20 protein-coding genes are annotated in these 24,867 nt (G+C 71.6%); 12 read left to right on the top strand and 8 right to left on the bottom strand.

Annotation, left to right across the window (positions count from 1 at the left end; genetic code table 11):
• Positions 1–432: 432 nt before the first annotated feature.
• From OHA05_RS01175 to OHA05_RS01165, 3 genes are all read left to right on the top strand, one after another.
• Complete coding sequence (locus tag OHA05_RS01175) at positions 433–1,107, top strand: ScbR family autoregulator-binding transcription factor (RefSeq protein ID WP_327685963.1); 675 nt, start codon at positions 433–435, stop codon at positions 1,105–1,107.
• A 1,232-nt stretch (positions 1,108–2,339) separates the two neighbouring features.
• On the top strand, positions 2,340–3,575 hold the full coding sequence (locus tag OHA05_RS01170; protein WP_328859503.1) for a cytochrome P450 family protein: 1,236 nt from the start codon (positions 2,340–2,342) through the stop codon (positions 3,573–3,575).
• A gap of 383 nt (positions 3,576–3,958) precedes the next feature.
• Positions 3,959–4,555 carry a helix-turn-helix domain-containing protein gene (locus tag OHA05_RS01165; RefSeq protein WP_328859502.1) on the top strand — a complete coding sequence of 199 codons (597 nt, stop codon included), beginning with the start codon at positions 3,959–3,961 and terminating at the stop codon, positions 4,553–4,555.
• Between the two features lie 412 nt (positions 4,556–4,967).
• On the opposite strand, the gene OHA05_RS01160 is transcribed toward OHA05_RS01165, so the two are convergent.
• Positions 4,968–5,621: a ScbR family autoregulator-binding transcription factor gene (locus OHA05_RS01160; RefSeq protein WP_328859501.1), complete on the bottom strand. Its 654-nt coding sequence runs from the start codon at positions 5,619–5,621 to the stop codon at positions 4,968–4,970.
• 355 nt (positions 5,622–5,976) lie between these two features.
• On the opposite strand from OHA05_RS01160, the gene OHA05_RS01155 reads away from it, so the two are divergent.
• Positions 5,977–6,807: an AfsR/SARP family transcriptional regulator gene (locus OHA05_RS01155; protein ID WP_313948341.1), complete on the top strand. Its 831-nt coding sequence runs from the start codon at positions 5,977–5,979 to the stop codon at positions 6,805–6,807.
• Positions 6,808–7,226: 419 nt separating this feature from the next.
• On the opposite strand, the gene OHA05_RS01150 is transcribed toward OHA05_RS01155, so the two are convergent.
• Positions 7,227–7,988, bottom strand: a complete 762-nt coding sequence (locus OHA05_RS01150) for a hypothetical protein (RefSeq protein WP_328859500.1) — start codon at positions 7,986–7,988, stop codon at positions 7,227–7,229.
• 468 nt (positions 7,989–8,456) lie between these two features.
• Between OHA05_RS01150 and OHA05_RS01145 the strand changes: the two genes are divergently transcribed.
• On the top strand, positions 8,457–9,080 hold the full coding sequence (locus OHA05_RS01145; protein ID WP_328859499.1) for a hypothetical protein: 624 nt from the start codon (positions 8,457–8,459) through the stop codon (positions 9,078–9,080).
• A 167-nt stretch (positions 9,081–9,247) separates the two neighbouring features.
• Here OHA05_RS01145 and OHA05_RS01140 read toward each other — a convergent pair whose 3' ends face one another.
• Together OHA05_RS01140 and OHA05_RS01135 are read right to left on the bottom strand one after the other, a co-directional pair.
• Positions 9,248–10,294, bottom strand: coding sequence for an AfsR/SARP family transcriptional regulator (locus OHA05_RS01140; RefSeq protein WP_328859498.1), 1,047 nt, complete (start codon positions 10,292–10,294; stop codon positions 9,248–9,250).
• On the bottom strand, positions 10,291–11,031 hold the full coding sequence (locus OHA05_RS01135) for a thioesterase II family protein (protein WP_328859497.1): 741 nt from the start codon (positions 11,029–11,031) through the stop codon (positions 10,291–10,293). The genes OHA05_RS01140 and OHA05_RS01135 overlap by 4 nt, the downstream gene beginning before the upstream one ends.
• A gap of 313 nt (positions 11,032–11,344) precedes the next feature.
• Between OHA05_RS01135 and OHA05_RS01130 the strand changes: the two genes are divergently transcribed.
• Positions 11,345–12,166: an AfsR/SARP family transcriptional regulator gene (locus tag OHA05_RS01130; RefSeq protein WP_328859496.1), complete on the top strand. Its 822-nt coding sequence runs from the start codon at positions 11,345–11,347 to the stop codon at positions 12,164–12,166.
• Between the two features lie 120 nt (positions 12,167–12,286).
• Here OHA05_RS01130 and OHA05_RS01125 read toward each other — a convergent pair whose 3' ends face one another.
• A complete protein-coding gene (locus OHA05_RS01125; RefSeq protein ID WP_328859495.1) occupies positions 12,287–12,730 on the bottom strand; it encodes a nuclear transport factor 2 family protein in 444 nt (147 codons plus the stop codon).
• A gap of 165 nt (positions 12,731–12,895) precedes the next feature.
• Here OHA05_RS01125 and OHA05_RS01120 point away from each other — a divergent pair, with 165 nt between their 5' ends.
• Entirely contained in the window at positions 12,896–13,858 is a 963-nt protein-coding gene (locus OHA05_RS01120; RefSeq protein ID WP_313948348.1) for an aromatase/cyclase, read from the top strand.
• A gap of 93 nt (positions 13,859–13,951) precedes the next feature.
• Here the strand turns inward: OHA05_RS01120 and cimA are convergent, their stop codons facing one another.
• Positions 13,952–15,592, bottom strand: coding sequence for a citramalate synthase (gene cimA / locus OHA05_RS01115; protein ID WP_328859494.1), 1,641 nt, complete (start codon positions 15,590–15,592; stop codon positions 13,952–13,954).
• A gap of 536 nt (positions 15,593–16,128) precedes the next feature.
• Here cimA and OHA05_RS01110 point away from each other — a divergent pair.
• Positions 16,129–18,372 (top strand): condensation domain-containing protein, encoded by a 2,244-nt coding sequence (locus OHA05_RS01110; protein WP_328859493.1) that lies wholly within the window; start codon positions 16,129–16,131, stop codon positions 18,370–18,372.
• A gap of 91 nt (positions 18,373–18,463) precedes the next feature.
• On the top strand, positions 18,464–18,811 hold the full coding sequence (locus OHA05_RS01105; RefSeq protein WP_313948351.1) for a hypothetical protein: 348 nt from the start codon (positions 18,464–18,466) through the stop codon (positions 18,809–18,811).
• Positions 18,812–19,031: 220 nt separating this feature from the next.
• On the opposite strand, the gene OHA05_RS01100 is transcribed toward OHA05_RS01105, so the two are convergent.
• The gene (locus tag OHA05_RS01100) at positions 19,032–19,919 is read right to left on the bottom strand and encodes an SAM-dependent methyltransferase (protein WP_328859492.1); all 888 of its coding nucleotides are present in this window, start codon (positions 19,917–19,919) and stop codon (positions 19,032–19,034) included.
• Positions 19,920–20,141: 222 nt separating this feature from the next.
• On the bottom strand, positions 20,142–21,020 hold the full coding sequence (locus OHA05_RS01095; protein ID WP_328859491.1) for an AfsR/SARP family transcriptional regulator: 879 nt from the start codon (positions 21,018–21,020) through the stop codon (positions 20,142–20,144).
• A gap of 382 nt (positions 21,021–21,402) precedes the next feature.
• Between OHA05_RS01095 and OHA05_RS01090 the strand changes: the two genes are divergently transcribed.
• The 3 genes from OHA05_RS01090 to OHA05_RS01080 all read left to right on the top strand — a co-directional run bounded on the left by OHA05_RS01090 (position 21,403) and on the right by OHA05_RS01080 (position 24,446).
• Complete coding sequence (locus OHA05_RS01090) at positions 21,403–22,185, top strand: SDR family NAD(P)-dependent oxidoreductase (RefSeq protein WP_328859490.1); 783 nt, start codon at positions 21,403–21,405, stop codon at positions 22,183–22,185.
• A 143-nt stretch (positions 22,186–22,328) separates the two neighbouring features.
• Positions 22,329–23,189, top strand: coding sequence for a DUF4097 family beta strand repeat-containing protein (locus OHA05_RS01085; protein ID WP_328859489.1), 861 nt, complete (start codon positions 22,329–22,331; stop codon positions 23,187–23,189).
• Positions 23,190–23,666: 477 nt separating this feature from the next.
• Positions 23,667–24,446 (top strand): thioesterase II family protein, encoded by a 780-nt coding sequence (locus OHA05_RS01080; RefSeq protein WP_327685979.1) that lies wholly within the window; start codon positions 23,667–23,669, stop codon positions 24,444–24,446.
• Positions 24,447–24,867 lie beyond the last annotated feature (421 nt).

The following is a 24,867-nucleotide window of genomic DNA, read 5'->3' as shown; positions in this document are numbered from 1 at the left end:
CTCAGCACCTTCTCCCCCGTGAATGGCCCTATAAGGGTGGGCCTCAGGCCACACAAGATACGTACCAACCGGTTTCTAATTCAAGGCCTGTTGACGGGTTCTTGACGGCCCGCCAGGCCGGTTGAAGTCGGAGTGTGATCGTCCGGTGGAGGGCGGCTGCGGGTGGCCGGAACGGCTCTGACGTGCAGTCTTGATGTCCAGGGCGGGGTCTGTCGCGGGGCGCGGGGAAGCTGATTGGGTCTTGAAAAAAACCGATGCCCCGGTTTTATGTGGAGGCGGAACCGTCGGTTTCTGTGGCCCTCAGGGGTCTGCTCGCCGGTTTCCGGGCACAGAGAGCATCGGTTGTTTGCCCTCTTGCCTACGGAGCGTCACTGGGTGGTACCATACGAACCCTACGGTTTCTTTTCTGGTAGGGGGTACGGGAGGTGTGTGGTGGCGCAGCAGGAGCGGGCGATCCGGACGCGGGAGAAGATTCTTGTCGCCGCGGCTGAGGTGTTCGACGAGGTGGGGTACGACGGCGCGACCATCTCGGAGATTCTGAAGCGGTCGGGCGTGACGAAGGGGGCGCTCTACTTCCACTTCACGTCGAAGGACGAACTGGCGCAGGCGGTGCTGACGAATCAGCTGGCGTCGGTTCCGCCGGTGCCACGGCAGGAGTTGACGCTGCAGGAAGGGCTGGACGAGGCCTTGCTGCTGGCGTACATGCTCGGCAAGGGCGATCCCATGGTGCGGGGGAGCGTGCGCCTGACGGTGGATCAGGGAGCCCCGCAGGACGGTCTGGACCGGCGGGTGCCGATGCAGGGGTGGATCGATCACAATGCGGAACTGCTCCAGCGGGCGAAGGAGGGCGGAGAGTTGCTGCCGCATGTGGATGTGGCGGCGGCGGCCCGGATGTTCGTGGGAGCGTTCACCGGCGTGCAGATCCTGTCGAAGATCATGACGGGCCATGCGGACATGTCGGAGCGGGTCACGGACCTGCAGCAGCATCTGATGGCGGCGATCGCCGTGCCTGGGGTGCTGGTGCGGCTGGACTTCGCACCGGATCGCGGGGCGCGGGTGTACGAGGCGGCGATGCGACAGCAGTGGGCGCAGCCCGCGTCGGCCTGACCCTACTGGTAGTTCTCCGACCCACCACGTGGTCAGACCCTTTGTCGGCCCTGGCGTCTGTGTCTGCCCGATTCCACCGGGCGGGGCGACGCCAGGGCCGCCCCCTTTTCCTTGTGGCGCTGTGACGCTGCGACCCATGAGGTCCTTGCCGGCTTGTGATCGTGGCTGGCGCGGTCGGTTACCGGCGCCTCGGGCTGGTGAGATGAACCAGGTCGTGTGAGCGTTGCCTCCGACCGCTTCGCTGCCGACCCGATCCTCCTGACCTCGCACCGGTTCCTTTCGGGCAGGAGGCGCGGCCGGGGAGCAGGACCGGGAGCGCCCGCCTCTGATTCACCGGACGCCTATGCGTGGGGGCGTACAGGCCGACAGTGGACCAGCACGTTCATCTGTACCTGGCTGTGCTTCGCCGGGTACGCGACTCGTGGACTTGCGGCGCGGCGGGTGCCCGGCTGCTGCGCGGTGCTGTGAGGTTGTGGGATGAGGGGGGGTTCGGCGTGGGGTGCCGGGCCGAGTTCGGCCGTGCGCCGACGGCCGTGGGCCTGGTCGGCATGCCGCCACCTCCGGCCGTATGCGGAAGGTGGCATCTCCCTTTCGCGTGAGGGTTTGCAGCGGGGTGTGAGGGGCTTGTGGGGCAGGGCTTGTGCGGGGAAGCTGGATCGGACGCGCGTGCGCACCGGGTGAACTCGGTTGCTGGTCAAGGGGGTTGACCCATGCGCAGAAACGAGGACGGGGCCGACAGGGGGTTGGGAGCAGGGGGGGGACGGGGGTCTGGTCCTGGTGGATCCGTGAACTCGGCCCGGCGGCGCGGCAGAGCTGTGCGCGGGTCGCGTGGGGACCGGCACGGGACCGGGATGGTTTTCGGAGGCTTGGAGCGAGATCGCAGCCGTGACGAGCGGCGGCGGGGTTCCGGCGTCGACCGGTGGGCCGGAGGTGTTCCGGTTCTGGGGTCGTGCGGGGTGCGCCGGTCGGGCCGGAGTCGTGTCGTGGGGCTCCGCGGGGCGAGCGCCGAAGTCCTGGGCGTGAACGGGGAGTAGGCGCCGGAGAGACGGGTGGCACGGCACTCGGTGCAGGGGACCGTGGTCGGGCGCTGCACGAGGCCGCCCGAGCAGGGTGCGGCTTCTGAGTGCCGGGCCGGTGGACAGGGCTGCGTGCCGGCGACGGCGCACGAAGGTGTGTGTGTTCGGTGGGTCCGGATGTATCTGACGAATTCTGACGAACGAGGGAGAGCTCTGATGGAAGCGATTTCTTGCCCCTATGCGCTGGATGTTTCGGGGCGCGATCTGAACGGTGAAGCCGCGCGATTGCGGGAGGAGGGCCCGGCGGTCCAGGTGGAGCTGCCGGGCGGTGTCGTGGCGTGGGCGGTGGTGCGCCAGGACTGTGTGGAACGGTTGTTGATCGATCCGCGGGTGTCGAAGGATGCGCGGCAGCACTGGCCGGCGTTTCGGGAGGGGCGGATCACGGCGGAGTGGCCGTTGTATCCGTGGGTGGCGAACGAGAACATGCTGTTCGCCTACGGGGAGCAGCACACGCGGTTGCGGCGCTTGGTGGCGGGTGCGTTCACGGTTCGGCGCAGTGAGGCGCTGCGGCCGCGGGTGGAGGCGATCACTGCCGAGCTGATGGACGATCTTGCGGCGGTGCCGGCGGGTGACGTGGTGGATCTCCGGGCGTCGTTCGCGGAGTTGCTGCCGATGCGGGTGATCTGCGAGCTGTTCGGCGTGGAGCAGGGTGAGGCGACGAGCGCCTTGTGCGCGGCGATGCACACCGTCTTCAGCACCACGGTCAGTGCGCAGGAGATGGAAGCGGCCAGCTTGCAGTCGTTCGGTCTGCTGTCGGATCTGGTCGCGGCGAAGCGGAAGCAGCCGGGCGACGATCTGACGTCGTCGCTGATCGAGGTGCACGACCAGGGCGGCGGGTTGTCCGAGCAGGAACTGCTGGGCACGTTGTATCTGATGCTGGCCGGCGGGCAGGACACCACCTGCACCCTGATCACCAATGCGGTCGGTGCGCTGCTGGCCAACCCGGACCAGCTCACTCATGTGCGGGAGGGCCGGGCCGGCTGGGAGGACGTGGTCGACGAGACGATGCGGTTGCACACCCCCGGCGCCTATTCACCGATGCGGTTCGCGGTGGAAGATATTGATCTTGATGGTGTTCTGATCCCCAAGGGGGATCCCATTCTGGTCAACTTCGCCGCAGGCGGGCGCGACCCGGGGCGGCACGGTGAGCGGGCGGGGGAGTTCGACGTACTGCGCACCGGCCGTGACCTGCTGGGCTTCGGGCATGGTGTGCACCGCTGCATGGGGGTGCCGTTGGCGACCATCGAGGCGACCACGGCTTTCGCGGCGCTGTTCGCCCGGTTCCCCGACGTGGCGCTCGCCGTCCCGGTGGGTGAGCTGCGGCCCATGGAGACGTTCCTGATGAATGGCTACGGTTCGTTGCCTGTTGTGCTGCGGCCTGCTGTGGCCTGATCTGCCGGCCCGGCCGGGCCGGTGCCGTTGAACTCCGCAAGCCTGCACTAGGCTTGCGGAGTTCGTCATTCCGGATGCGGGACGGATCTGCTTCGGGTGCGGGATGTCGGGTCCTCGCACGCCCCACACTAGAAACCGCCTTAGCGGTTTGTTATTGTAGGGGGCATGGAGAATGGTCTGTGGGGTGCGCGTTCCTGCCCGTGCCCAGGCGTGTGCTCGTCGCTGGTCGGATCTGGTTGCCGGTTCGGGGGCGAGTACGGGGTGCCGGGTCCAGCGCTGGTCGCTTGCGTGGCCCGTTGCCCGTCCCCTTGTTCCTGCCATGTTGCCGGGGTGCGTTGATGGCTGTGCAGGAGCGTGCGGTGCGTACGCGCAATGCTTTGATCGTGTCTGCTGCGGAGCTGTTCGACCGGGACGGTTTCGAGGTGGCGTCGTTGTCCATGATCAGTGCTCGGGCGGGAGTGAGCAGTGGGGCGTTGCACTTCCACTTCTCCAGCAAAGCGGCGTTGGCGGACGCGGTGGGCCAGGAGGCGGTGCAGCGCCTGGAGATGATCACCTGTCAGCGAGGGGACGGCGGGTTGCAGGTGTTGATCGATGCCACTCATGCGCTGGTGCGGGCCCTGGGTCGTGATGCGGTGCTGCGGGCGGGGTTCGGTCTGAGTGACCGTGCGGAGCGTGACCAGGTAGGTGCGGGTCTGCGCCGTTTGTGGCAGGAGTGGGTGGAGGGCGTCCTGGTGCGGGCGGACGGGCAGGGTGTGCTGGCCAGTGGTCCGTCGGTGCGCGACGCCGTCACGGCGGTGGTGGCTGTCACCGCGGGCCTGGAGACCCTGGGCCGTCAGGATGCGAGCTGGCTCTCGCAGGCTCCTCTCACCCGGTTCTGGGGACTGCTGCTGCCCCGTCTCGCCGCCGCTTCCTGCCTCGAGACCCTGGTGGCTTCCGGTACTTGCACCCCCACGGCCACCGCGACGGCCTCCGCCCCGTAGTGGGCGCGGCCGCCGCTTGCCGGCTCTGGCCCGTACTCCCGTACTCCCGTACTTCCGTACTCCCGTCGCCCGGCGGTCTTGCCTGCGGCCTGTCGCCCGGAGGTCTGTGACCGCGACGCTGCCATGGCGGGCCGGACCGCGGCCCCACGCCCGCTGTCGCGTCTCGGACCCGTTCCGGACACCTTTCGCATGTCGACCCGTGCCCCGCCGTGCCGGTCGCTCTGCCCCTGATCGGCTCCTTGTCGCCCCTGTCAGCCGCCCCGCCGTCCCGCGCGACCTCATCCTTCGGTGGCGTCCCCTCGCGGCCGGTATGGGCAGGTGGCAGCGCTGGGCGTCGCGCACATTCTGCGCGGGATGGCCGGGATGGCCGGGATGGCCTGCGGCGGTCGATCCGCCTGCGAGCGGCATCTGTTCACTGTGGGTGGGGTGGGCGTGGTGTGCCGGTGCCGGCCGCTCGGAGGGCGGGGAGGGTGGTGGGGGTGGCCAGGCAGCGCAAGGCGAGTTCCCACCAGTTGGTCAGTGTTTCGTGGGACAGCCAGGTGGCGTCGTGTCGGGCGAGCGTTTCGAGGCCGGTGGTGGCTGCGACGATGGAGGCGGCTGTCTCGTGGGGGATCGCCGCTTCGGTGAGCAGGTTGTGGCGGGCTGCTTCGGTGAGCTGCTGCTGGACATATGTCTGCCACTGGCCGCACAGGTCCTGTCCGCCGTGGTGGGAGATGGTGCGCGTCTGTTCGCAGCTGAGCCGGTAGCCGGCGCGTGCGACGACATCGGTGCGTAGCTGCTCGGCGAGGGCGTGCGAGGTGTCGGTGAGCCGCTGCAGCGCGTTCATACCGGACCGGCGGGTGGCCGCTCCCGCCGCGCGCCGCAGCCGCATGCCCGCCGATGCCTGTACCGCGCGGGCCAGTGCTGCCTTGTTCTCGAAGTGGAAGTGCAGCGCGCCGGGGCTCACCCCGGCATCCGCGCTGATCTGCGCCAGGCGTGCCTGGACGTACCCGTGCCGCTGGAACGCCTCCGCCGCGGAATGGACCAGTGCCCGGCGGGTGCGCACGGCGCGTTCCTGTTGCTTCACCGCTGACTCCTCACGACTCGGGATGCCATATTAAACCAACCTCGCGGTTTCCTTCCAGGCCGCCCTGCGCTGCCTGTCGATCGTTCGCCTGCCTCGGATGCGTTCTCCGGCAAGGCGCATTTCCCTTCCCTGGCCTGCTGTTCAGGCCGGGTTTCCCCTTCCGTCGAGGTGGTCGGCGACTGCAGGAGTGTTCAAGAGTGACCGGGAGGTGGATGGAAACAGCACGGACGGTCGGGGATTGACAAACCGCCCGTCCCGTTTTTTACTCGTGGGTGCCGAGAGTCAGGCTCTGCCGCAGCCCTCGGACGACCGGCGTGGCTACTCATGCGCGACATACACGGACAGGGGATACGGCGTGGATATCGAGGTATTGGGCGGGCTGGCCGTCACGGAGAACGGGGTCCCGGTGACGCCGACGGCCCCGAAACCGCGTCAGGTGCTGGCTCTGCTGGCCCTGCACGCCGACCAGGTGGTGCCGGTGGCGATGCTGATCGAGGAACTGTGGGGCGAGCGGCCGCCGCGCAGCGCCCGGACCACGTTGCAGACCTACATCCTGCAGCTGCGAGAGCTGATCGCCGGCGCGCTGGCACACGATCCGCAGGGGAGCGTGCCACGGACGGCAAAGGATGTGCTGCGCACCCTGCCGGGCGGCTACTTCCTGCAGACTTCGGGTGGTGCCAGTGATGTCCGTGAGTTCGAGCGGCTGGCCGGGATGGGCTACCGGGCCATGGACGCCGACGACTTCGCGGGTGCGGCGCGTCGGCTGCGGGAGGCGCTGACGCTGTGGAGCGGTGCCGCGCTGGTCGACATCCAGCCCGGCCCTCAGCTGGAGATGGAGATCCGCCGGCTCGAGGAGAGCCGGCTGTGCGCGCTCTACCAGCGCATCGAGGCGGACCTGCGGCTCGGCCGGCACCGTGAACTCGTGGGTGAACTCACCGTCCTCGTCAGCCGCTACCGCACCCACGAGAACCTGCACGGCCAGTTCATGCTCGCCCTGCACCGCTCCGGACGCCGCGGTGAGGCGCTCGACGTCTACCAGCGGCTGCGCAACAGCCTGGTCCGCGACCTCGGCCTGGAACCCTCCACCGCCCTGCGCCGGCTCCAGCGCTCCATCCTCATGACCGGCCCCGACACCATCCTTGAGGCGCCCGCACCCGCCGCCCAGCGCCTCACCCGCACCGGCTGACCGCGCAGGGCCGGCCGGGTCCCTTCCTGCCCAGGCACCGGCCGGCCCCCTCACTCCTGCCGCGCCCGCCCTCACGTCGTGCACCCCCCACCGGGCCCCAACCCGGCCCGCCCTCCAGGGCCCTGCACCACCGGGCCACACCGGCAGCTCCCATCCCACGGGCTGCACCGGCCGACCAGCGCACCCGCCACGGCACGCACCGGGCCCGCCCCGAAGAGACCCTTCGCGGCGGGCCTGTCGCATCCCATCCGGGGGACCGACCACATGCCGTTCCCGAGGTGTCGACGGTCACGCATGTCCCCACGATCTACATGATCGGCGTCACGCAATTCCCCACCCGCACGGTCACGCTTCCCCATGGGAATGGCGGTTGCGAGTGGATGCCCAACGGCAGGGACCGAGCCCGCCTCTCCTGCTGTTCACATGAACCGCAGGTCGACCGGCGGCCATGGGTAGCCCAGTTGCTCGGCATCATGCGAACCTCCCCAGACCTCGGCGGTGGCACGGGGATCGCCTGCGGTCAGCTGTGCTTCAAGGTGCTCGGCCTGGTCTGATGGGTCGTCCTCGGAGATCGGGAGAGTCATCCCGAACTGGATCCAGGGCAGATCCGTATCGGGCCCGTCAGGGGGGTGCATCAGGATGACGTGGATTCGGTCGGGTTGCTTGCGGGAGGCCCAGACGTCTTCCAACTCGCACCCCCACCGGAGGAGCCAGTCTCCGCGTCCCCTCAGCCCCGCCTCAAGCAGCCGCGCAACTGCTCCGGCCGGCCACTCCCAGCTGCGGTCCTCTCCGGCTCGCAGGACTTCGGCCTCGTATTGAGCTGCGGTGAACCGAAGCTCCGGCAGGGCGACGTCCTGATTGGCCAGGTCGCGCCAGCCCGCCCAGACAACATGATCCCCGTCACGCTTGACCGTCATGTACAGGGCACCACAGCACTCCTCCGCGCCGCACCCGGACCAAGCGAGACGAACCTCGTGGGGTGTTGTGGTGGCATGCAACGGCCCGTCCCGGTCCAACAGATACCGGGGGCCTACTCCCAGGTACCGGGAGCCTCCCACGCCGCCGGGGAGCACATCAGACAGAAGATCCTGGCCATTGACGATCGGGCGGACCTCCACGCCGTCTTCGTCGGGCGGTGGGCACACGATGCTCAGGCTGAGAAGGTCCGGTTGCATGGTCATCGGCCAATGGTCGTGGAGCCGGCCACAGCTGTCATGTGAATTCGCGTGGCCCTGCTCGGGTCGGTAGTTCGGGCTGCTGTCAGGCACGCCGCCCTCCGGACACCCCTCCGGAACGTCGGGATGACAGCCTGGGGAATCACATGATCGTAGCCCTGGGGAATTGCGTGACCGTCCACACGAGGTGACGGAATGCGCTGAGTGACATCGGCCGGGTGGGAGCCGCCCCCGGGTCGTCAGGCGTCCGCACGGTCGCGTGATGTGATGTCTCCTGCCCGTTCAGGGCGGGCGCGCGGGCACCATGCGATGGATACGGGGACGGGACAGCGGTAAGGGGGCGCCATGTCGAACGGGCAGGACGACATTCCCGGGACGGCCTCCCGTACCCCACAGGTGCTGACACGCGTCTGGACCCGAGAGTCAGCCCGAGCGCGGCAGCTCCTGGCTGCCGGAGCATGGCGTCCCACCGATATGGATGCCGAAGCGGCGGCCCGCGTACTGGCCCGCCTCAACGCGCCGCTGCCCGCCCGCGCGGCCGGCAGCGTACGAGCGCGGGCCACGGACCGGGACCGACGGCTCCAACGGATCTGGCGCACCACGGTCCATCACCTCGACGCAGGTGCCGTCAGTGCGCCGGCCGCCGCCCTTCTGGCCGCTGTCGCTCGCGCCCTCGTGCCTTGGTACGCCACCCCGAACCCGCCTCCTGCCGCGGCGGCTCCGCACTACCTGGTTCCTCAGGACGGGGAGGACGGCCCGCTGCTCCCGCCGACCGATGCGGGCGAAGCTCTGCTACCCGACCTGACCGCGCTGTTCGCCGCCCTGGCCGCCCCGCGTTCGTCCGGGACCGCTGCGCTCACGCCACCCGCTGTGCCGTGGGAGGTCCAGTACACGGGTCGATTCCGGCACTACGGCAGGCCCGTCCACGACGTGTGGACGGCCGACACCTTCCACTGCCCTGGGTGCGGGCGTGCGGACGGTCCTTGGACAGTGGCCTGCGACTGGCACCTGATCACGCTGGGCTGCTCGTGCGGGCATGCGACCCACGAGCACGACCTCACCTTCTCCGAAGTCTGGCTCCTTCTGCCGGATTCGTGAGTGAGAGCCGCCATCGACCGCTCGGGCAGACCCGGGCGCTTCACGTAGTCGGTCGACACTCGCCTGCCAGTTGCAGCGCTCGCTCACAGCACGGGCACCGGTCGCGGTGGTGGTTCCTGCCGGGCTCTCTGCCTGCCCCGCTCTCGGGCGACGGCGTGGTCCGGACGTCAGGAGGCGTGGAGCTGGTGAGCGGTGAGGGTGTCGAAGCGGTGCAGCAGCGCGCGTTGCTGGCGGTCGAGTTCGTCGATTCGCTGCTGGAGACGTGCGATCTCGCTGTCCAGGTGCGGCTGTTGCGGCCCCGCGTCCGGAGCGGTGCCGGTGCCGTGGGGGGTGGACAGACCGGGGGACTGGTGGAGGATGGCCTGCATCCGGGCGTGGAGTGCGGGTCCGGGTTCGATGCCGAGGCTGCTCACCAGGCTGCGGCGTGCGCGTTCGTAGACGCCCAGGGCTTCGGCCTGCCGGCCGCTGCGGTAGAGGGCGACCATCAGCAGGTCGTAGAAGCGTTCCCGCAGGGGGTGGCCGGCCGTGAGCCGTTCCAACTCGCCGGTGATCTCGCTGTGCCGGGCGCAGCGCAGTCGCAACTCGTACAGGGCTTCCAGGGTGGTGAGACGTTGCTCCTCAAGCCGGTCGGCCTCCATGCTCCCGATCGGCCCGTACCGGCCGTCCTGCAGGGCGGGGCCGCGCCACAGGGACAGTGCCTGGTGCAGGAGGTCCCCGGCGCGATGCGGGTCGCCGGCCGCCGCCGACCGGCTCTGTGCGCAGAGCAGATCGAAGTGCTGGACGTCGGTGGTGGCCCGGCCCAGGCTCAGCAGATACCCGGCCGGCAGGGTCGTGATCCTCGCCCGCCCCTCCTCGCCGGGGACGCGCTCCGGAGTGGGGGGTTCGGGCAGGAGCCGGCGCAGGCGGGCGACGTGGGCCTGCAGGGCGTTGGGCGCGTTCGCGGGGGGCTCGGTGCCCCACAGTTCTTCCACGAGCCGGTCGGTGCACAGCAGTTCACCGGCGTGCGTGACGAACGCGCCGAGCAGGGCCCGCTGTTTGGAGCCCGCGGGTACGACGCTGGTGCCTGTGGGCCCGTCGTGGATGTCCACCGGCCCCAGCAGCCGGAACACCACACCCGCAGGCGTCTCCGCCCCGCGGGTCGCCGCTCCCGCCCAGGCCTGCGGCTCCGGTCCCGGCCCTGTGTCCGCGACGGGAGCGGGGGCTGGGCGGGTCATCGCAGGATCCCGGGTGCGGGCGGGGCGGGGAGGCTGAGGGCGTGGCGCAGGTCCCGGGTGATCTGTGCGGTCAGTGCGGTGGGGTCGTTCTGGAAGTAGAAGTGGCCGCCGTCGAACAGGTGCAGGCCGAGGAAGTGCCGGGACCGGGCGGCCCAGCCGGTGAGCCGGTCGGGCGGCGCGGTCGTGTCGTGGGTGCCGCCGTACACCGACAGCGGTACCGGCAGCGGTGCGGCGGCCGGGTCGGGGCGCCAGGTCTCCGCCACCCGCAGGTCGGCGCGGATGGCGGGGGCGAACAGGGCCCACAGTTCGGCGTCGTCGAGCACGGCGGGTGGGGTGCCGCCCATGGCGGCCAGTTCGCGGCGCAGTGCCGCGTCGTCGAGGAGGTGGCGGCCGACTGCCTCGCCGTCGGGGCGCGGGGCGGTGCGCGCCGACAGGCCCACCCAACGGGGCAGGGTGCGGCCCTCGGCGAGCAGCCGGCGGGTCAGCTCATAGGCGACGACGCCGCCCATGCTGTGCCCGAACAGGCCGAAGGGGCCGGTGAGTTCGGGCCCCAGCTCGTGCAGGAAGTGTTCCACCAGCGCCGCGGTGTCCGCGACCGGCGGCCGCGCGTCGAGTGGCCCGCGGCCGGGTGCGTCGGGGGTGCGGACCTGCCAGCCGGCCGGGAAGTGGGCCGGCCAGTCGCGGTACATCAGATGCGAACCACCCGCGTGGTGGAACACGAACAGGCGCAGGCGCATGTCTCACTCCGTCGACGCTGTGGGTCAGGACAGTTGGACGATAGCTGCCGCCCGCATGCAATGCCGACCTGCGCGAGTCGTCTTCGAGGGGCCGTGAACCCATCCTCCAGCTCGCCACGCCAGGCCTCCACGAGGCCCCCGCTCTCGCCTTTCGCGGGAGGCGGCGCAATCCGGCTGTGGTGATCTCCGCGGTCTCTGGAGGGCCGCTCGAATACGGGTCCAGAGACCGGGGGACAGGGCCCGCTGCCCGCTAGCGTCGTATCGGCCGAAGGATTCGAGCCACCGAGGAACTCGACCGGTAGGGGAGGAAACCGTGGAGATTCAGGTTCTGGGTCCGTTGCGCGTCGACGTCAACGGGGTCTCGATCGTTCCGACCGCGGGCAAGCCGCGCCAGCTGCTCGCCCTGTTCGCCTTCAATCCGGGCCGGATCGTGCCCGTGCACACGCTGATGGAAGAGCTCTGGAGAACGGAATTGCCCCAGAGTGCCCTGACCACCCTGCAGACCTATGTCCTGCAACTGCGCCGCCGGCTGGGCACCGCGATGGGGCCCGATGCCCCCGGGGCGGCCAAGGAGGTCCTGGCCACCAGGCACGGCGGCTATCTGCTGCAGATCCCGCCGCAGGCGGTCGACGTGCACCGCTACGAGCATCTGGTGACTGGTGGCCAACAAGCCTTCGAACAGGGTGAGGACGACCGTGCGGCGAGTCTCCTGCGCGCCGCGCTCGACCTGTGGCAGGGCCCGGCTCTGGTGGATGTGCGGGCCGGTTCGGTCCTCGCGATCGAGGTCATGCGGCTGGAGGAGAGCCGGCTGGTCACCGTCGAGCGGCGGATCGACGCCGACCTGCGCCTGGGCCGGCACGGTGAACTCATCGCCGAACTGCGTGACCTGATCACCCGTCACCCGCGGCACGAGGGACTGCACTCCCAGGCCATGGTGGCGCTGTACCGGTCGGGCCGACAGGCCACCGCGCTGGACGTGTACCGCAGCCTCCGCGCCCGCTTGATCGAGGAACTGGGCGTCGAGCCCTCTCCGCAGCTCCAGCGGCTGCACCAGGCGATGCTCACTGTCGACCCGGCACTCGACCAGGTCAGCTCACCGCGGCGCACCTCCACCTACGGCCTCTACGCCGCCTGATCCCTCGGCCGCCGGCCCTGCCGGACACGGACCGGCACGCCCGACACGGACCGGCTGCCCGCCCGCCTGCCGGAGTGCCCGGCCGGCGCCCGGAGGCCAGGGGGACCGAGGCGGGGCGGGTCAGGGGCAGGTGTGGTCGTCGTCGCGGGTCAGGAGCCGGTGCCGGATGCGCCACGTGTTGCCGGAGCGGACCAGGACGTCCTGCATTGCGCACACGTGCAGTCTGCCCGCCCTGTAGGCGAGCGCGCTGCAGCGGGTGGACAGGGTCCCGTCGGGCTGCGGATGGACCTCGAGCATGCCGATCCAGCGCCGGGTGCCGGCACCGGCCGTGTCCCGGCCCGCCGGACCCGAAGCCCGGGCGGCGAGGCGGGATCGGCCGCGTACCGGCCGGCCGGGCAGCGGGGCCACCAGGACGGCGTCCTCGGTGAACGTCTGCGCCCAGCGTTCGCCGTCCTGGGCGTCGGCGAGCTGCAACTGGTGCGCGTAGAACTGCTGGACCTGCGCGTACAGCAGGCCGAACTCCGCCGTCCGCGCGGCGGGTCGGGTGCGGATCTCGGTGGGCATGGTGCCTGCCTTTCCTCTTCCCCTCCCGGGGTGTTCACGGGGACAGGGCGAGTGTGCGGCGCGCGGGTCGAGCACTCTTCGAGGACTCCTCGAGCGCACCGGTCGACGGTGAAAGGCGCCGGGCGGGACCACGGTCGCCGGCCCAACAGCCGTGAGGAGAACGTGATGTCAGGTGAGCGCGTGCACCGTGCAGGGCATTCGGTCGAGGTGGCGTCACCGGCCGAAGCCGTCTACGAGCTGATCGCCGACGCGGTGCAGTGGCCGCTGCTGTTCCCGGCCACCGTCCACGTCGAGCCGCTGGACGCCGACGGACGTTCCCAGCGGCTGCGCATGTGGGAACGGGCCGATGGCCGCGTCGCCTGCCGACTGTCCCACCGGGTGCTGGACCCCCACCGGCGCCGGATCACCTTCCGCCGCCTCGACCCGCCCGCCCCGGCCGACAGCATGACCGGGATCTGGGGCGTGCAGGAGCGCGACGGCGGCGGCAGCCTGCTGACCCTGCTGCACGAGTTCACCCTCCCCGGCGACCGGCCGGACGACGCCGCCCGCATCGCCCGCGCCACCGGTGAGGCCACCCGCACCGCGCTGGCCCGCCTGAAACACCTCGCCGAACACGCCGGCACCCGCAGTGCGCTGCAGCTGACCTTCGCGGACTCGTTGCGCGTCAACGGCCCCCCGGAGCTGGTGTACGACTTCCTGTACCGGGTCGGCGACTGGCCCCGTCTGGTGCCCCATGTGGAACGACTGGAGTGGGTGGAACAGGCGCCGGGCGTACAGGTGATGTCGATGGACACCCGCGCCGCGGGCGGGACGGTGCACACCACCGAGTCGGTACGGATGTGCTTCCCGCACGCCGGGCGGATCGTGCACAAACAGACCGCCCCGGCGGCCCTGGTCGCCGCCCACACGGGGGAGTGGTCGGTCCTGCCCGACGAGCGGGGGGTCACGGTCGTTGCCGAACAGCGGATGCTGCTGTGCGAACAGGCCGTACGCGACCTGCCGGGCGACGGCCCGGCAGCGTGTATCGCCCTCGCCCGCCGCCGGGTCCGCGAAGCAGTCGGCCGCCGGTCCACCGCCACCCTGCAACTCGCCAAACAGCACGCGGAGTCCGCAGTCCGCATGCTGTGACCGTCCCAGGCCGCAGGCCCCCCAGCCCCGGGTGCGCCGGCCCGGCCCGGTAGGTCCTGCCCCGGGCGGGCCGGCGGAGAACCGGGGCCAGGGCTAGTGCGCGGGTCCGGTTTCGGGTTCGATTCCGGCGCGCAACAGGCCATAGCCGTACGCGTCCTGAAGTGCCTGCAGAGAGGCGGTGATGATGTTGTCGGCGACGCCGACGGTGGTCCAGGCGCTGGTGCTGTCGGCAGTGGAGATCAGGACGCGGGTCCGGGATTCGGTGGTGTGCTCCCCGGCCAGGATGCGGATCGTGTAGTCGACGAGCTCCATCTTGGCGAGTTCGGGGTACGGGCCTTCCAGTGCCCGGCGCAGGGCCCGGTCCAGGGCGTTGACGGGGCCGTTGCCGTCGGCGGTGGCGACGATCCGCTCGCCCTTGGCCCACAGTTTCACGGTCGTCTCGTTGGCGTGGGTGCCGTCGGGGCGGTCCTCGACGATGGCCCGCCAGGACTCGATGTGGAAGTAGTGGCGGGGGCGGCCCTCGGTTTCGGCGCGCAGCAGCAGTTCGAACGAGGCGTCGGCGGCCTCGTAGGTGTAGCCGGCGAGTTCGCGTTCCTTGACCCGCTGCACGACCCGGCCAATCAGTGCGCGGTCACCGCCGAGCTCGATGCCGAGTTCTTTGCCCTTCAGCTCGATGGACGCGCGTCCGGCCATGTCGGAGACGAGCATCCGCATGGTGTTGCCGACCTGCTCCGGGGCGATGTGCTGGTAGAGATCCGGATCGACCTTGATCGCGGAGGCGTGCAGACCGGCCTTGTGCGCGAAGGCAGACACTCCCACGTAGGGCTGATGGGTGGAGGGGGTGAGGTTGACGACCTCGGCGATGGCGTGCGAGATGCGCGTCATGTCCGTCAGCGCGCCGTCGGGCAGCACGCTTTTGCCGTACTTCAGTTCCAGCGCGGCGACGACGGGGAAGAGATTGGCGTTGCCGACCCGCTCGCCGTAGCCGTTGGCGGTGCACTGGACGTGGGTGGCACCGGCGTCGACGGCCGCGAGGGTGTTCGCCACGGCGCATCCGGTGTCGTCCTGGGCGTGGATGCCGAGCCGGGCGCCGGTGTCGGCGATGACGGTGGAGACGACGGCCTGGATCTGGGCGGGCAGCATGCCGCCGTTCGTGTCGCACAGGACCACCACATCGGCGCCGGCCTGCGCGGCGGTGCGGACGACGGACTTGGCGTAGGCGGGGTTGGCGCGGTAGCCGTCGAAGAAGTGTTCGCAGTCCACGAACACCCGCCGGCCCTGCTCGCGCAGGAAGGTGACGGTGTCGCGGACCATCTCGAGGTTCTCGTCCAGGGTGGTGCGCAGGGCCAGTTCCACATGCCGGTCGTGCGATTTGGCCACCAGACAGATCACCGGCGCGCCGGATTCGACAAGTGCTTTGACCTGCAAGTCGGTTGCCGCTTGCGCGCCGGGGCGGCGCGTGGCGCCGAACGCGACCAGCTGCGCGTGCCGGAAGGTGATCTCCTGCTGCGCGCGGGCGAAGAACTCGGTGTCGCGCGGGTTGGCACCCGGCCAGCCGCCCTCGATGAAGCCCACGCCGAACTCGTCCAGGTGCCGGGCGATGGCCACCTTGTCCGCGACGGTGAGGTTGATGCCCTCACGCTGCGCGCCGTCGCGCAGCGTGGTGTCGAAGACATGGAAGGCGTCGTCGACGGAAGCGGCGTCGGCCTGCTTCCCCAATCTGGGTACTTCCATGGCGAGCTCCTCGTGCTCGTGTCCACTTCTGCCTCTTGGCACGCTACGCAGACACAGGGCATCGGCCCCGCTCCCTCCACCCGCCGTGGACGGGACCTCCAAGGGGCCTGATGACACCCTCGAGCCCGCGCCACCTGGCCTGAACGGTCGCTCACCTGGCTCAAACACCCTCCCACCTGGCCGGAAGGCAGGGGCTTCCTGGCCGGAATCGCCCGCTCCCTTCAGGACGTCGGCCCGTCCGGCCTGTCGGCCCTCCCCGGCCCTCCCGAGCCCCCCGGTTTGTCGGAACGCCCGGCCTGCCGGCCGACTCGGCCGGCGGAAAGCGCTCCCGACGGACCCGGCCCGCGCCGCGTCCGGACACAGCCCCTCGTGCACCTCACCCGTTCGCGTCCGCTTCTGCCGATCGGGTCGGTCCGGGGCACGAGTGCCGTGTCGGCCCGGTGTCAGGGCTGTGTCGGCGGGTCCGCACATACTCGTTCAGCGCTGTCGCCCAGGGAGGAGGGCGGGGTCTTCTCCGGCGCGTCCCCGAAGAGACGATGAGCAGCAGCCCCTTCGCACGCGGAACGCGGAACGAACCGACGGCCGTCGTCGTGGACTTCGGCCCGGCCCCCGCCCCCGGGCTGCCCGCCCTGGAGCTGTACGGCGCGATGGACGGCGCCCGTGTCCAGGACGCCCTGGACGGCATCGCGCTGCGCGATCCGGCCGCCGCGGTCTGGTGCCCGGTACTCACCGCCCACGGCCCGGAGCACCACAGCCTGCGTTTCACCGCCGGTGCGGGCGCCGCACCCGGTGACTTCCCGCTCGGTCTGCTGGCCGATCTGCTCACCCGCCCCGGCACGGTCGGCGTGCGGCCGGCCCGCAGTGTCGCCTCGACGCCGCTCCAGCGGGAACTGCTCGCCGACGCCGATGCCCACCCCGGCACCGGACGTCAGGTGGGGCAGCTCGCCTGGGACTGGCACGGGCCGCTGGATCCCGAACGGTTCACGTCCGCCTGGCAGTCCGTCGTGGCCCGCGAGAGCGTGCTGCGCACCGCCTTCGACGACGGCCCCGACCCCGCCACCCTGATCCACGACCATGTCGATACCGAGGTGCAGCGTCTGCCCTGCACCCCCGCCGCCTGGCCCGCACTCCTCGAACGCGACCGCCGCCGCGGCCTGGATCCGCGTCGTCCCGGACCACTGCGCATCACCGTCCTGGACGCGCAGGCGAGTCCGCCCGCCGTCGGACCCAGCCGGCTGCTCCTCACGTACCATGACGCCCTGCTCGACGCGTTCAGTGTGCGCCTGCTGCTGCGCGAGATCTGCCGGGCCTACCTCGCCGACGGCCGCCTGCCGGGCGGGCAGCGCCGCCCCGACATGGGGGACTACCTGCGCTGGCTCACCGGTCAGGACACCACTCCCGCGAACGACTTCTTCACCCGCAGCCTGCCCGGCGACGATGGTCCCGTGGGCGGGCAGGAGTTCATCACCTACGCCCCACAACCTGCGGCCGGTGCAAGCAGGTTCACCGGCGATGCCATCGAACCGGCGGCCGAGGCCGAGGGGTCCACCGGTCGGCCTGCCGTCGGGCTGAGGACGCAGTCACCCTCCGTCGGGCTGAACACGCAGGCGGCGGAAGCGGACGTGCCCGCCGGGGAGGTGAGCGCGGTCGGAGGGGAGGCGTGGGACGCCTGCGGCTGTGTTCGCTTCGGGCTCACCCCGAGTGAAAGCAGGGCGCTGGCTGCCTGGGCCGGCCTCTGGGGAGTCACCGAGAGCACGGTGCTTCAGGCCGTGTGGGCGCTGCTGCTGTACCGGTCGGGCGGAGAGGCGGGCGCGGCGCCGGTACGGTTCAGCACCACCGTCTCGGGCCGCGGCATCGGCCTGGAGGGGGTGGATCGCCTGCCCGGCGCGCTGAGCGGCCCGCAGCCGCTGTCGGTGCGGGTCGACCCGCGGGCCACCGTGCCCGCGCTGCTGGCCGAACTGCGCGACCGCGCACTGGACATGGCCGGGTACGAATGGGTGTCGGCGGGCCAGATCCACGCATGGACCGGGCAGCCGCCGGCGCCCGGGAGCCTCCTCGCGTTCGAGACCCACCCGCCGCTCGGGGCCACGCTGGAGAGCGAACTCGCCGCCCTGGGAATCCGGGTGGAGCCCGTACCGCCGCCGGCCGGCCACCGCGGTTTCCCGCTCGCGCTGACCGCACACCACGACACAGCACGGCGCCTGGTGATGACCGCCTCCTACAGCCGGGCACCACTCGCCGCCGAGGCCCTCGCCCGGAACACCCGCCTGCTGCTCCGCGAACTCCCGCACCGGGCGGGGGAGTCCACCACCGTCGCCCAGGTCCTCCAGCTGCTTCCCGCCGCCGGCCCTCCATCCGGCGCTCTGCCGGTGGGAACCGGCAGCAGTACGCACATCCCCGCCGCCGGGCCGGCGCTGACGGTGCTCCGGCGCGCCCGGCACCCCGGTGCGGGCACCGTTGCCCTGCTACAGGCGCCGGGCAGGCCGGAGGTGTTCCACGACCGGCTCGCGCACGCCTACCCCGGACCCGAGGAACTCGTCCTGCTGGCCACCGCGTCCGGCGGACCGGCCGCCTGGGCGCCCGCGCTCGCCGCACGGACCCGGGCCGGCGGCCCCCTCGTCCTGGGCGCCCTGTCCGGGCAGGGAACCATCGCCTGCGAGACCGCCCGGCTGGCCACCAGGCACGGGGCACGGCCCCGGGTCGTGGTCCTGACCGGCGACACCGGCGACACCGTCCGGCTCGCCCGCAGCCTCCACACCGCCACTCGCGACCGCACCTGACCCGCCACTACCCGCCCCCCGTGGGCCTTGGCGGGCGGGCGCACGACCGGGAGTCGAGAAGGCCTCGAGTGCCGGGCGCGACCCTGGGGGTATGCCCGAGGCGACGACGCAGCAACGCACGGCCCGACTCCTCGCCCTGGCCCGGACGGAGGCCCTGCGGATGTCCGGCACCGGCCCGGCGGACCGCGACGCGGGAGCGGTGACCGCCGCTGCCCTGCGTACACACGCTGCCCTGTGCGCACGGCTGCGCCACAGCGTGCCCCTCACTGCCCTGTCCGCCCTGTCCGCCCGCCCCGGGACGCGGGGCCTGGCCACCTTCCTGGCCGTGTACGCCGCCGCCGGCCAACGGGCGGCCGCACCGGACCGGCACACCGCGCCGAGCGGGACCGTCCGGGTGGAGGAGGGCCTGTCGCCTGTGCACACCTCCGCCCCGCGGTGACGACCTGACGGCGGACGACTCCTGGGGCCGATGACCCGCCACCGGTCGGGAGAGGCCGAGCCGCGCTCGGCGACCGGTCGGGCCCGTCCGCCGCGGCAGCGCACCGCCCCTACGCTGACCGCACCCCCTCCAGCAGCACACGCTCGGCGTCCCACCCCGCTGCTGAGCGGCCGCCCCCGCGGACCGCCCCCGTCCCTCTCCGGCATCGGGCGCCCGGGTGTCAGCGGCGGGCCGCGGTGATGCGGACGTTGCTGAGGATCCGGTCCTCCAGCGCATTCGCGAGGATGCCCAGCCCCCGTTCGTAGCGGGCCACCGCGTCCTCGCCCCCCAGGACCACGGCCACGTCCCGGCAGCGGGCCAGACGCTGGAGCCAGGCCCGGCAGGCCCGCGCGTACGACGCGTGTTCGTCCACGATCTCGAGGACGTCGAACGATCCGGCGGCGCCCCGCACCACCTCGTGCAGGCGGGGGATGTGGCCGGTGGGAAAGGGGGATCCGGCACGGCGCAGGAACGCGAGATCCACCACCGGCCGGCGGCCGTGCGCCCGTGGCACTTGTGCGGTGAGGATGTCCAGGACCAGCCGCGCCCCGGGCCGCAGCGCCGTGCCCACCGAAGTGAAGAACGCCCGGTAGTGGGCCGCGCGTTCGTCTCGTGCCGACCCTGCCGGTACCACCTGTTCGAGAGTGTTGATGCCGAACGCCGCGTCGTAGGGGCCGCCCGGGACGTGGTCCTGCCAGTCCTCGACGCGGGCCGAGATACGAGGGTTGCCGAAGCCGGTGACGAACCGCTGCTGGATACGGCTGTGCGTCAGGCCCACGGCGTGTTCGACACCGTGGACGACGGTGAGCCTGTTGAGCAGGGTGCCCCAGCCGCAGCCGAGGTCGAGAACCCGGCGGGCTCCGGTGGCGCCGGCGAGTTCGACGAGCCGGTCGAGCTTGCGTTCCTGTGCCTCGTCCAGCGTCTCGACCAGGTCCTCGCCGTCCTCCCAGTAGCCGCCCGAGCTCACCATCGTCTCGCCCAGGAGCAACCGGTGGAAGGTGTCACCGGCCCCGGGAGGGTGCTCCGCGGTGTGGCCGCGGCGCACCGGCCTGCCGGGCACCGTCGTCATGTCCGTCCCCCACTCCCGTAGCCGGCTGTCGGGAGTCAACGAAACCGTGCGGCGCGCAACAGCGGCGCAACACGCTCCCCGGCCACCGGCGACCGCCCTGCCCCCCGGCGGACGGGGTGAGGAGGCGCCGGACGGGCGCAGCTGGTCCGTGGCCGCCGGCCGCACGGCGCGGATGTGCCCGCGACGAGTGCGCCCGTCCCTCCGCGCGGGCGGGCGGGGGTGTCAGCCCACCCGCCGGGGCGGGCTGCCCGACGGGCGGGGCAATGCCTCGAACGCGCCCAGCAGGACCGGGTCCAGCACCGTGCCGCCTGTCCGGCAGGCCGCGGGCCGTCGCCGCGGCACGGCGGGCCGGCCGGAGCGCAGTAACTCCAGGTAGGCGGCCTGCGTTTCGGCCGCCGGGTCTATGCCCAGTTCTTCGGCCAGGACCTCTCGCAGCCGGTGGTAGGCGCGCAGGGCGTCAGCCCGGTTGCCGGCGGCGGCGTGTGCCGTCATCCGGCAGCGGTGGGCGCTCTCCCGCAGCGGCGCATGGCGCACCGCCTCCTCGGCGTAACGCAGCGCGGGATGCTCCTCGCCCAGCCCTGCGGCCGACAGGCTCGCCAACTCCAGTGCGCGCAGCCGCAGATCCTCCAGTCGCTCGCGCACTCCGCCCGCCCATTCGCCCTCCTGGGCGGGCAGGAACGAGCCGCGCAACTGGGCGACGGCGCCCGCCGAGAGCTGCTGCGCCGTCGCATGCCCGCCGTCCGCCAGCGCCGCCTCCGCCTGTGCGACCGCCCGTTCGGCGGCCTCCACGTCGACGGCCGCACCCTCAGGCAGCCGCAGCAGGTAGCGGCCGCTCTGCGACACCAGTGGCGTTTCGCCCGGACGCTGCAGCGGGTTCGCCAGATGCGCCCGCACCCGGCTGACCACGCCCCGCAGCGCCGAGGCCCAGGTGTCGGGCAGGCCCTCGGGCCACAGGGTGTCGGCGAGATGCTCGCGCACGGTGCCCGACTCCCGTTCCAGAACCAGCCGCGCCAGTACCGTCTGCGCCTGGCCGCCGGACACGTGCAGCGGGGCAAGACCCTCGTGCTCGATGGTGACGAGACCTATGAGTCTGATCAGCAACTCCGACTCCCCCTGTCAGCCGCGGCGAGGGGATCCGCCCCCACCGCAGTCCCGGGACGCGCTCTTGCGTCCCTTGTCATTGAAATGACGACGGCTCGGACGCGGCTCGAGAACCGGATGAGGCGCCCGCAACGCCCCCTCCCCGGGCACCAGCCCCGTCCCCGCCCGCGTTGAGGACGCCCGTACCGCGGGGCCTCGCACCGCCGCCGGGCGTACTGACGGTGTCGCACCGCCCTGCGGCCGCACCCCCGGAGGTGCCCGGCTCGAGAGGTGGTCGAGGACCGGCCCACGCCTGCCTCAGGAACCGCGAACGGCCCTGCTCCGCCAGCTACGTTGCCGGAGCACCGACCCCCACTCCGACGGGCTCGTGGAGGCTCACCCCATGACGGCAACGGCGCGGACCACCGCCCTGATCACCGGCGCGACGGGCGGCATCGGCCTGAGCGTCGCCCGCGACCTGGGCCACCGCGGCCACCGCGTCTTCATCTGCGCGCGCACCGGAGAGCAGGTCGACCAGGCGGTCGAGGACCTGCGCGGCGAAGGCATCGACGCCCACGGCACCGGCGCCGACGTCCGCTCGCGACAGTCGGTCTCCGAACTGGTGGCCGCCGCGGCCGCGTTCGGCCCGCTCGGGATCCTCGTCAACAACGCCGGCCGCAGCGGCGGCGGCCCGACGGCCGACCTCGCCGACGAACTCTGGTACGACGTCGTCGACACCAACCTCAACGGTGTCTTCCTGGTGACCAGTGAAGTCCTCAGGAACGGCGGCATGACGGGCACGGGGCACGGGCGGATCATCAACATCGCCTCCACCGCCGGCAAACAGGGCGTCCTGCTCGGCGCCCCGTACTCCGCCTCCAAACACGGCGTCGTCGGCTTCACCAAGGCCTTGGGCAAGGAGCTCGCCCCGCACGGCATCACCGTCAACGCGGTCTGCCCCGGCTACGTCGAGACCCCGATGGCCGAGCGGGTCCGCCAGGGCTACGCCGCGGCGTGGGAGACGACGGAGGAGTTCGTCCAGCAGCAGTTCGAGGCCCGTATCCCGCTCGGCCGTTACGCCACCCCGCAGGAAGTCGCGGGGCTGGTCGGCTATCTGACCACGGACAGCGCCGCGTCGATCACCGCCCAGGCGCTCAACGTCTGTGGCGGGCTCGGCGCCTTCTGACCCCCACCACCCATCAGCGGCCACGGTTGTCGACCACCTGACAGCCGGTCACCCTCCGCTGCCCACCTGCCGACACACACCGACCGGCCCAGCGCACCCGTCCCAACGGCGGGGGCGAGAAATCAGACTGAGGATGGGAAAGCATGCCTACCTTCGAGACCCCGAAGCCGATCACCGCCACCGTCCACCTGGAGTCCGGCACCGTCCGGATCATCGCCTCGCAGCGCACCGACACGGTGGTGGAGGTCCACCCGGCCTCTGCCGCCGAGGCCGATGTGCAGGCGGCGCAGCAGACCCGGGTGGGCTGCACGGGCGGCAAGCTGCTGGTCAAGACGCCCAAGGGGCGGGTGCTGAACGGCGCTCCGGGCGGGGTGCGGGTGGAGATCGCACTCCCGCAGGGCTCCCGGCTCAACGCGACCGCCGCGCGTGGCTCCGTCACCAGCGCGGGGGCGATGGGGGAGTGCGGTGTGACGGTCCAGGACGGCGACATCCGCATCGAGCAGGCCGGCGCGGTGCAACTGCGCACCCACAACGGCGACATCACTGTGGTCCGCACCGGGGACGCCGAGATCGCCACCGGCACCGGCGAACTGCGGATCGGTGCCGTCGTCGGCACCGCCCTGATCAAGAACTCCGACGGTCTCACCCAGCTGGACGAGATCACCGGCGAGGCGCAGCTGAAGACCGGCGAGGGCACCGTTTCCATCGGCATCGCCCGCGCCGCCGTCACCGCCACCTGCGCGACCGGGGACATCTGCATCGACGAGGCCCACGGCCGGGTCGACCTGCGCACCCGGGTCGGCAACATCCAGGTGGGCATCCCCGAGGGCACCGCCGCCTGGCTCGACGCCGACGCGCAGGCCGGCACGATCCACCGGATGCTGGACACCGCCGACGGGACGGGGGAGAGCGGCGCGAGCGTCGACGTCCGTGTCCGCACCAGCAGCGGCGACATCGTGGTCCACCGCGCCGAGCGCGCCCCCCTCGCCCGGCCCGGCCTCTGACCGGTCGTCATCCGGGCCGGAAGGACGGACCGAGCAGCCGTCGGACATCGCGGCTGCGGACGCCCACACAGGGCGACCGCTGGGGCCGTCCGGGCACCCGCCCGGACGGCCCTCGCGCCGTTCCCGCCCCGCGCGTCCCCCATACGACCGCCTCCGCTCGAAAGCGGCTCGAAAGACACTCGAAAACAACTCGGACCGGACTCGGAAAAGCATCGGCGACCGTCACCGAAATTCTCCGGGAATCGGACACATTCTGCATTCCCACAGGTCAGGAAGCGGGGTAGTCACGAAATCGGCCCCGTGCCGGCGTGGGGATGTTCCTTGCCTCTCCGGACTCTCGCTCATAACATCGGGAAGCCATTCCTGTGCACCGTGCCCCTGCGGCACGCACGGCACCACGGAAATCGTTTGAACGGCGAATTCCGCTTTCCCGTCCGTGCATTTCGCCGGACGTTTTCCCGATTCTGTCGAGGGGTCATGACGACACACATACGCCAGCGCTCCGGCCTGGTTCTCGAGAGCCCGTTCATCTGGCGCGCGCGCCGCCCCGGCAGCCGGCACCGGCTGTTCTGCTTCCCGCACGCCGGCGGCGGCGCGAGCGCGTTCGCCGACTGGGTGCCCGCCCTGCCCGCCGACATCGAGGTGGTGGCCGTGCAGCTGCCCGGCCGTCAGAACCGCATTCTGGAGGACCCGGCCACCGAGGTCGGCCCGCTGGTCCGGGACGTGACGGAGGCTCTCGGCCCGCTCCTGACCGGCTCGTTCTCCTTCTTCGGCCACTCCTGCGGTGCCCTGCTGGCGTACGAGGTGGCCCAGCTCCTCCAGGCCCGGGGCGGCCCCCGCCCGGACCGCCTGTTCCTGTCCGCGCAGCCCTCACCCGCCGCGGCCGCGCTCCGCCCCAAGATCCACAACCTGTCGGAGGAGGAGTTCCGTGCCGAGGTCATGCGCCTCGGCGGCTTCGACGAGGAGGTGGCCGTGGACGAGGACGCCATGGACGCCCTCATCCCGACCGTGCTCGCCGACTTCGCCCTGTGGGAGCAGCACGCCATGACGGTGGGCCCGCTGCTGCAGAGCCCCATCACCGTGATGGTCGGCGAGACGGACGTCCGCGCTCCGCTGGAGACCATCGAAGGCTGGGGCGACCACACCGCCGCAGGGTTCGAGCAGCGCATCTTCCCCGGCGGGCACTTCTATCTCTTCGACGCCGGCACGGACGCGGAGGTCTTCGCGTTCCTCGCCGATGCGGTACTGGACCGGTAGTCGCCCGGCCCGTACCCCTCCCGTCCGGCCCGCCCGTCGCACCCGCGGCGGGCGCCGCCGTATCCGTCGCAGCTCAGCGGCCGCGCCCGGCCGCACCTGCGCCGTCCGCGCCACGCGCCGGCTCCTTCGCCGCCCCGCCGCACCCGCCCGCAGGCGCTCCTTCGCCGCCCCGCCGCACCCGCCCGCCGGTCGCCGCCGACCCGCGGGCTCCGTCATTTCCGGCCGCCCCGGAAATCTCCCACCCCGCCTTCCGCGGCAGGCTCCAGGGAGCCTCCAGAGGTTTTGTATCAGCCACCTCCCGGGCTGGTTTAGGCTTCGGTCAGGCTTACGAATTTCGGGGAGAGGGCCCTTTGTCCGGCCCTTCGTCCGAGCGGTTTCGCCGCGTGTTCTCGACAGCATGGCTCCGCTGAATGATCCATGC

This window comes from Streptomyces sp. NBC_00306, from assembly GCF_036169555.1.
In the GTDB taxonomy this organism is placed as follows: domain Bacteria; phylum Actinomycetota; class Actinomycetes; order Streptomycetales; family Streptomycetaceae; genus Streptomyces; species Streptomyces achmelvichensis.
Note: the sequence above shows the minus strand (reverse complement) of the source record. Positions and strands in the feature narration are given on the sequence as shown.